Here is a 6837-nt window from a genome sequence, read left to right on the forward strand (position 1 = left end):
GCGGCATCGTAGAGATCCGGCCTGAACACCTCCATGGCGGTTCGGAGCGCATCCGGCTGCATCGCCGCCTGCCCCCAGCGCACCATTTGCGCATAAAGCCAGGCGGCCTGGGCCGGGTCGGGCCGGCCTGCCCCCTCGCGCCCGACCAGCAGATAGCGTCCGCTCTCGCGCCGCTGGCCGTCGGGCGAGACCTTCAGCCGGCCGTCGAGGGTCCGCTGGATCACCTCGGCGCCGACGCCGAGCCGGTCGGGCCGCGACAGGACGTCAGCGGCCTCGGCGCGGTTTCCGGGATCCTCGATGTATTCGGCGGCCTGGGCAGCCGCCCGGATCAGGGCGGCCAGCACTTCGGGATTCTTTTCCGCCCACTTCTCCCTGACCGCCAGAACCTTTTCTGCCGCACGAACCAGAATATCCGAGACGAAGTGCAGGATGTGACCGACGCCTAGATCCACCGCAACCGAGTTCCAGGGCGCGCCGACGCAGAACGCATCGACATGGCCGTTGGCGAGGCTGTCGACCATGTAGGGCGGCGGCAGCACGACAAGGCGAACATCCTCGTCGGGATCGACCCCGCCCGCCGCCATCCAGAACCGGAGCTGGTAATTGTGGGTGGAGAACGGGAACGTCATGCCGAACGTCAGCGGTTCCGCGCCGCTCTTGCGTCGGGCGGCCACGACGCGGGCGAGCGCCAGTGCGGTCGCCATGGGATCGAGGGCGTCGCCGTCGATCTCGCCCATGATTGCCGTATGCAGCGCCGGCGACACCGTGATCGCATTGCCGTTGAGGCCGAGATTGAACGGCGCCACGATCGGCACCTTGACGTGGCCAAGCCCGAGGCTCGAAGCGATCGCCACCGGCGCCAGTAGATGCGCCGCGTCGAGCATGCCTATATTGAGCTTGTCGCGTACGTTGGACCACGACACTTCCCGCACCAGCTTGACGTCGAGCCCTTCGGCGGCGGTAAACCCCTTGTCGACGGCGATGATCAGCGCGGCCGCATCGACCAGCGGAATGAAGCCGATATGCAGCGGTGTTTTCATTTCAACAGCTCCGATGCGGTCAGGATCGACTGCGCGATCTCGCCGATCTTCTTTTTCTCGCGCATCGCAGTCGAGCGCATCAGCACATAGGCCTCCTCTTCGGTGAGGCCCTTCACCTTCATCAGGATTCCCTTGGCGCGGTCGATCACCTTGCGCTCCTCAAGCGCGGATTTGGTGCGGTCGAGCTCGTCCTGCAGCTTGGAGAAGGCATTGAACCGGGAAATGCAGAGGTCGAGGATCGGCTTGATCCGCTCCTTTTTCAGGCCGTCGACGATATAGGCGGAGACGCCGGCGTCGACGGAGGCCTGGATCGATGCCGCATCGCTCTGGTCGACGAACATGGCGATCGGCCGCCGTACGGCGCGGCTGACCTGGAACATCTGTTCCAGCACGTCGCGGCTGGGGTTTTCCAGGTCGATCAGGATGACGTCGGGGTCGAGCGCATAAATCCGCGCCAAAAGGCTCTGCATTTCGCTGATATGCACGACGCCGGTAAAGCCCGCCTCCCGCAACCCCTCTTCCAGGATTGCGGCCCGGATCGGGCTTTCGTCGACAATCACGATTTTCGGCGACGACTCAGCGCTCATCGATCACTCATAACCCGGCAGGGCATCCATAGCACGTCAGGCGCCCGCGCAAAGCCTTGTAATTGTGGGAAATTAGGACTAGTTCGTGCTCATCAATCAGGCAGATTTAGATATGCAACAGGCCGCTGCGCCCAAAGTCAGCTTTGTTTCGCTTGGGTGCCCCAAGGCGCTGGTGGATTCCGAGCGCATTATCACCCGGCTTCGCGCCGAAGGTTATGAGCTGGCGCGCAAGCATGATGGCGCCGACATCGTGATCGTCAACACCTGCGGCTTCCTCGACAGCGCCAAGCAGGAATCGCTCGGCGCCATCGGCGAGGCCATGGCCGAGAACGGCAAGGTCATCGTCACCGGCTGCATGGGCGCCGAACCCGAGCAGATCGAGGCCGCCTATCCCGGCGTGTTGTCGATCACGGGCCCGCAGCAATACGAGAGCGTGCTGGAGGCCGTGCACCGAGCGCTGCCGCCCGTCCACAATCCGCACCTCGACCTGGTGCCGCCGCAGGGCGTCAAGCTGACGCCGCGGCACTACGCCTATTTGAAGATTTCCGAAGGCTGCAACAACCGCTGCAGCTTCTGCATCATTCCAAAGCTGCGCGGCGACCTGGTGTCGCGCCCGGCCAACGACGTGCTTCGCGAAGCCGAGCGATTGGTCAGTGCCGGCGTCAAGGAATTGCTCGTCATCTCGCAGGACACGTCGGCCTATGGCGTCGACGTGAAATATTCCGAAAGCCCGTGGAAGGACCGCCAGGTCCGCGCCAAATTCTTCGATCTCGCCAAAGAACTCGGCGATCTCGGCGCCTGGGTCCGGCTGCAATATGTCTACCCCTACCCGCATGTCGACGAAGTCATCGGCCTGATGACCGAGGGCAAGATTTTGCCCTATCTCGACATTCCCTTTCAGCATGCAAGCCCGGACGTCCTGAAGGCGATGAAGCGTCCCGCCGCGCAGGAAAAGACGCTGGGGCGGATCAAGAAGTGGCGCGAGGAATGTCCTGACCTCACGCTGCGCTCGACCTTCATCGTCGGCTTCCCCGGCGAAACCGATTCCGATTTCGCCTATCTGCTTGACTGGCTCGAAGAGGCCGAGATCGATCGTCTCGGCTGCTTCAAATACGAGCCGGTGGCGGGCGCCGCCTCCAACGCGATCGGCAATGCCGTGCCTGATGAAGTCAAGCAGGAGCGCTGGAACGCGCTGATGGCCCGGCAGCAGAAAATCTCCGCCCGCCGCCTCAAGCGCAAGGTCGGCACAAGGCAGCAGATCATCGTCGACGAAGTCGGCCCGACGGTCGCGAGAGGCCGTTCAAAGGCCGACGCGCCGCAGATCGACGGCGCGGTCTATCTCTCCAGCCGCCGCCCGCTGAAAGTCGGCGAGATCGTCACCGCGAAGATCGAGCGGTCCGATCAGTACGATCTGCACGGCAGCGTCGCCGGATTCTGAACGCGCCTTAGAACCTGACTTGCATAAAGCAGGGCTGTTGCCGCTTCTCGCACGCCACTCTCGTCATGGCCGGGCAAAAGCGCGAAGCGCGTCTTCGCGCTAGATGTCCCGGGCATCCACGTCTTTCTTGCTGAGCGCAACGAAGACGTGGATGCCCGGTACCCGGCTGCGCTAACGCTTCGCCGTTGCTTTCCCATCCTGGCGCGCCGCAGCTTTAGCGGAGGCGGCAAGGCCGGGCATGACGACTGGTAATGCCTAATTCATCGATCGAAACGCCGGTTCAACGATCCACAGCCTGACATCGCGATCCCTGCGGTACGTGAACCGATCCGCGCTTTGGACTCACAAAGCAACGAAGCAATTGGCTGGCTGGCAGCCCGGATCGCAGTGGGATCAAGTATGACTGGCATTGAGAGGACTGGGATTGGCTTTGGCGCATTTAAAGCCGTTGGATGCCTGATCGTATTGTTCACGACGATGCCGGCGTTGGCGCAGACATCTCCGTCGTCATCGACCGAAGCCCGGATGTGGTGCTTTGGCGGAAACAGACATACCCAGGAGCAGCGTATCGGCGGGTGCACCGCCCTGATCGCGGCGAAAGGCACGAGGGCCAGGGACGTCGCAGGCGCCTATCTCAATCGCGGTGCAGACTATCTCGCCAAGCACGACATCGATCGGGCGATCGATGATTTCAGCGAACTGATCCGGCTCGAACCAAAGCGCGGCGGAGCCTACACCAACCGCGGTGAAGCCTATCGCCGCAAGGGCGAGCTCGACCGGGCAATTTCCGACCTTGATCGCGCCATCGAGCTTAACAGGAAGGATGCCTTCGCGTGGTTCAACCGCGGAATCACGTACAGCGACAAGGGCAATCCGGATCATGCGATTGCCGACTACAATCAGGCCATCAAGCTCAAATCCCGCGACGCCTGGTATTACAACAATCGCGGCAATTCCTACATCGACAAGAACGACTTCGATCGCGCGATGGCCGATTACAACCATGCGATCAAGATCGATTCCAAATTCGCGCTCGCCTACTTCAACCGCGGCACCGCCTTTCGAAACCACGGCGACGAGACGCGCGCGCTCGCCGACCTCAACACCTCGATCAAACTCGACTCAAAATACGCCGCCGCCTACGGCAACCGGGCGCGCCTGTTCAGGGACAAGGGCGATATCGAACGTGCGATTGCCGACCTGGATCAATCGCTGCGCCTTGATCCGCGCGGCTATCGCGATGCGTACGCGCGCGGCGATTTGCATTTCGACCGGCACGATTATGCACGTGCCTTGTCCGATTTCGACCGGGCGATCCAGTTCAATCCGAAATACGCCGCCGCGCTCAATGCGCGCTGCATGACGCGCGCCATCGTCGGCAACCCACGCGAGGGACTTGCAGACTGCGACGAGTCGCTCAAGCATCGACCTGATAACGCCTATACGCTCGACAGCCGCGCCTTCTGCCATCTCAAGCTTGGCGAAATCGACGCCGCGATCGCCGGCTACACGGCGGCCCTGAACGTCAATCCGAAGGTTGCGACGGCGCTGTACGGCCGTGGACTTGCGAAGCAAAAACAGGGCGATGCTGCCGGCGCCGACAGCGACATCGCCGCCGCCAAGGCCATCAAGGCCGACATCGCCGACGAATTCCGCCACTACGGGATTAATTGATTTCGGAAACCTGGCGGCGAGCTTCCGCTTGACATGGCCGGCGGTTCGGCTGTATGGGCCATCGCCATGAAACTGAACCGGACCAACCGCCGCGCCTGCCTGCGTCGTCGCTCCAGCGACGATGGGTTGCGCCGTGTCCGACGACAACGCTGATCAGCTAGTTTCAGCCAAGTTTTCGAGAAGGCCGCACCCTCAAAAGTGCGGCCTTCTTGCGTTTCGGCCCACCTTTCACCCCAGCACCATCAAGAGGAGATCGACATGACTGACGCCACCCATCCGTTCGACGCGCTGATGGAGATTACCGCTCGCCCGCCGGTGGTGTTCGTCCGCGGGGCGGGCTCCTATCTCTGGGACGACTCCCGCAAGCGCTATCTCGACTTTGTGCAGGGCTGGGCCGTCAACGCGCTCGGCCATTCGCCGCCGGCCGTTGCGGAAGCGCTTGCCGCACAGGCCAACCGGCTGCTGACGCCGAGCCCCGCTTTCTACAATGAGCCCAGCCTCAAGCTCGCCAAGGCGCTGGTCGCCAATAGCTGCTTCGATCAGGTGTTCTTTGCCAATTCCGGCGCCGAAGCCAATGAAGGCGCGATCAAGCTGGCCCGGAAATTCGGATCGCTCTACAAGAACGGCGCGTATGAAATCATCAGCTTTGTCGGCGGATTTCATGGCCGCACGCTCGCAACCATGTCGGCCTCGGGCAAGAAGGCCTTTGAGCCGCTGTTCGAGCCGAAGGTTACCGGCTTCCCGAAGGCGCAGCTCAACGACCTCGATTCCGTCAAGCGGCTGATCTCGAACAAGACAGTCGCCGTGATGCTGGAGCCGATCCAGGGCGAAGCCGGCGTATGGCCTGCGACCGATCAATTCCTCAGGGAGTTGCGGGCACTGACAAAGGAGCGCGGGCTGCTGCTCATCGTCGACGAGATCCAGACCGGTATGGGGCGGACCGGCAAACTGTTTCACTATGAGCATGCCGGAATCGAACCCGACATCATGACGCTCGGTAAAGGCATCGGCGGCGGCGTGCCGCTGGCCGCATTGTTGGCGACCGACTATGCGTCCTGTTTCGAGCATGGCGACCAGGGCGGCACCTTCAACGGCAACCCGCTGATGTGCGCCGCCGGCCTTGCGGTGCTCGAGTACGTGGCAAAGCCGGAATTCTTGAAGGCGGTGACGGATGCCGGGCTGTTTCTTGAAAGCGAACTGCAAAAGCTGTCCGCCCGGCACGGCCTCGGCGAGGTGCGCGGCCGCGGCCTGCTTCTGGCGCTCGATCTCAAACTGCCGATCGGCGCCTCCATCGTGGCCGAAGCGTTCGCGGACGGCGTGCTGATCAACTCGCCGCAGCCCGACGCGCTGCGCTTCATGCCGGCGCTCAACGTCACGCACGAGGAGATATCGCTGATGATCGATTGCCTCGATGCGATCCTGGTGAAGGCAGGTGCTGCGAGGCGGGTCGCATAAGCCGCGACGGGGAGCCGCGCGGCGTTGCTGGCGCGGCTCCCGGACACGTAATCGGAGAGATGGACGTGACCAGACCACACCCAGAGATCAGACTACTCACTTGCACCGATGTCCTGGCTTACAGGGACATCCGCCTCGAGGGTCTGCGCCAGCATCCGGAGCGTTCGCCTCGACGTTCGAGGATGAGCGGGACAGGCCGCTGGACTGGTTCAAGGAGCTGATCACGCAGTCGCGGATCTTCGGCGCGGTCCTCGCGCCAGGGCTGGTCGGCGTCGTCGGGCTGCGCTCGAATGCCGACGCCAAGCTGCGCCACAAGGCCATGATCTGGGGCATGTATGTGCGGCATGAGGCCCGCCAGCACGGCATCGGCGAACGCCTCATCGATGCTGCCGTGGCGTATGCGTCCAGTCATGTCGAGCAGCTTCAGCTCGCCGTCGTCACCGAGAACGAGGCCGCGCGCCGGCTCTATGCCAAGGCGGCCTTTATCGAGTACGGCCATCAGATCAACGCGCTGAAGCACGGCGAGCGCTACTACGACGACATCCTGATGGTGAAATTCCTCGGGGCTTGAAGGTGCGGTCGGTTCACCCGCCCCTTGAGGGATCCGAGACGAGCGAAGCTCGCTCGTGGGTCGACGCTCATG

The 6837-nt window shown here is 62.8% G+C and carries 6 protein-coding genes; 4 read left to right on the top strand and 2 right to left on the bottom strand.

The annotated features are described in order from the left end of the window. Window positions 1-1040, bottom strand: a 1040-nt coding sequence (locus CQ12_RS13490) for a CmpA/NrtA family ABC transporter substrate-binding protein (RefSeq protein ID WP_245309896.1), incomplete at its 3' end; no start/stop codon positions are given. Continuing rightward, window positions 1037-1627 carry an ANTAR domain-containing response regulator gene (locus CQ12_RS13495; RefSeq protein WP_028346026.1) on the bottom strand — a complete coding sequence of 197 codons (591 nt, stop codon included), beginning with the start codon at window positions 1625-1627 and terminating at the stop codon, window positions 1037-1039. The genes CQ12_RS13490 and CQ12_RS13495, both read right to left, overlap by 4 nt. Before the next feature lie 112 nt (window positions 1628-1739). Between CQ12_RS13495 and rimO the strand changes: the two genes are divergently transcribed. The 4 genes from rimO to CQ12_RS13515 all read left to right on the top strand — a co-directional run bounded on the left by rimO (window position 1740) and on the right by CQ12_RS13515 (window position 6765). Next, entirely contained in the window at window positions 1740-3065 is a 1326-nt protein-coding gene (gene rimO, locus CQ12_RS13500; RefSeq protein WP_057835802.1) for a 30S ribosomal protein S12 methylthiotransferase RimO, read from the top strand. Window positions 3066-3551: 486 nt separating this feature from the next. Beyond that, entirely contained in the window at window positions 3552-4739 is a 1188-nt protein-coding gene (locus CQ12_RS13505) for a tetratricopeptide repeat protein (protein WP_198164141.1), read from the top strand. Window positions 4740-4997: 258 nt separating this feature from the next. Beyond that, a complete protein-coding gene (locus tag CQ12_RS13510; protein ID WP_057835803.1) occupies window positions 4998-6194 on the top strand; it encodes an acetylornithine transaminase in 1197 nt (398 codons plus the stop codon). A 100-nt stretch (window positions 6195-6294) separates the two neighbouring features. Then, window positions 6295-6765 (top strand): GNAT family N-acetyltransferase, encoded by a 471-nt coding sequence (locus tag CQ12_RS13515; protein ID WP_245309898.1) that lies wholly within the window; start codon window positions 6295-6297, stop codon window positions 6763-6765. The last annotated feature ends 72 nt before the right edge of the window (window positions 6766-6837 follow it).

It is taken from the genome of Bradyrhizobium jicamae (genome assembly GCF_001440395.1).
GTDB classification, from domain to species: Bacteria; Pseudomonadota; Alphaproteobacteria; order Rhizobiales; family Xanthobacteraceae; genus Bradyrhizobium; species Bradyrhizobium jicamae.